Here is a 1632-nt window from a genome sequence, read left to right as displayed (position 1 = left end):
GCCGCTGCACATCCGCTGGCCACGCCGTCGGGCCGCATCGAACTCTGGTCGCAGACCATTGCCGACTTCGGCTATCCAGGCTTTCCGGCTCATCCAGCCTGGCTGGAGCCACAGGAGTGGCTCGGCAAGGCCGCGCACGACGAACTGCACCTGATCTCGAACCAGCCGGCCACGCGCCTGCATGCCCAGCTCGATCCGTTCGGCGTCAGCCGCGAATCCAAGCACCGCGGGCGCGAGCCATTGCGCCTGCACCCGGCCGACGCCGCTCAGCGCGGCCTTGCCGCGGGCGACATCGTGCGCATCCACAACGCGCGCGGCGCCTGCCTGGCGGCCTTGCTGCTCGACGACGCCCTGCTGCCCGGTGTTGCCCAGCTCGCCACCGGCGCCTGGTTCGACCCGCTCGAGCCGGGTGTCCCGGATTCGCTCGAGGTGCACGGCAACCCCAATGTGCTGACTTCGAACCGCGCCACGTCGCCGCTGTCGCAGGCGCCGGCCCACCACAGCACGCTGGTCAGGATTGAACGCTACACCGGCGAGCTGCCACCGATCACGGTCCACGCGCTGCCATCCATCGTCGCCGGATAGAAGGCGCCCGCAAGCACAACGTCGTTTCAAGCAATGAGGAAGCAACACATGAAAAAGCACGCCAACTACATCGCCGGAGCCTGGGTTGACAGCGCCGAATGGGCGCCCAACGTGAATCCGTCCGACACCCGGGACGTCATCGGCGACTATGCGCGCGCCGACGAGACGCAGGCGCGAGCCGCGATCGACGCCGCGCGTTCGGCTTTCGCCGGCTGGTCGCTGGCGACGCCACAGGCGCGCGCCGATGCGCTGGACAAGATCGGCTCGGAGATCCTGACCCGCAAGGCCGAATTGGGCGACTTGCTGGCGCGCGAGGAAGGCAAGACCCTGCCCGAGGCAATCGGCGAAGTTGCGCGCGCCGGCCAGATCTTCAAGTTCTACGCTGGCGAAGCGCTGCGCATCCCGGGCGAGCGGATGGCTTCGGTGCGGCCGGGCATGGACGTCGAGATCACGCGTGAGCCGCTCGGCGTGATCGGCATCATCGCGCCCTGGAACTTCCCGATCGCGATCCCGGCCTGGAAGATCGCTCCGGCCCTGGCCTACGGCAACTGCGTGGTCTTCAAGCCGGCCGAACTCGTCCCGGGCTGTGCCTGGGCGCTGGCCGAGATCATCAGCCGCTCCGGCCTGCCGGACGGCGTGTTCAACCTGTTGATGGGGCGCGGCCGGGTGGTCGGTGAAATCCTGCTCAACCACCGCGACGTCGATGCGATCAGTTTCACCGGCTCGGCCGCCACCGGCGCACGCGTGGCCGCCACCTGCGTCGCCCGCCACGCCAAGTTCCAGCTCGAGATGGGCGGCAAGAACCCGCTGGTGGTGCTGGACGACGCCGACTTCGACAACGCCATCAATTGTGCGATCCAGGGCGCCTTCTACTCGACCGGGCAGCGCTGCACGGCATCCAGCCGCCTGATCGTCCAGGCCGGCGTGCACGACCGTTTCGTCGAGGCGATGGTGGCGCGCATGCGCGCACTGAAGGTCGGCGACGCGCGCGCCACCGGCATCGACATCGGGCCGGTTGTCGACCAGTCCCAGCTTGATCAGGACCTG

Annotated in this window: 2 protein-coding genes; both read left to right on the top strand. The window is 68.7% G+C overall.

What is annotated here, in order from left to right:
* Window positions 1–585 (top strand): molybdopterin dinucleotide binding domain-containing protein (locus tag Q0X16_RS01935; protein ID WP_297830067.1); only part of this gene is annotated, 585 nt, incomplete at its 5' end.
* Between the two features lie 48 nt (window positions 586–633).
* A partial coding sequence (locus tag Q0X16_RS01930) for an aldehyde dehydrogenase family protein (protein ID WP_297830065.1) occupies window positions 634–1632 on the top strand: 999 nt, incomplete at its 3' end.

This window comes from Thermomonas sp. (assembly GCF_025993755.1).
In the GTDB taxonomy this organism is placed as follows: Bacteria; Pseudomonadota; Gammaproteobacteria; order Xanthomonadales; family Xanthomonadaceae; genus Thermomonas.
Note: the sequence above shows the minus strand (reverse complement) of the source record. Positions and strands in the feature narration are given on the sequence as shown.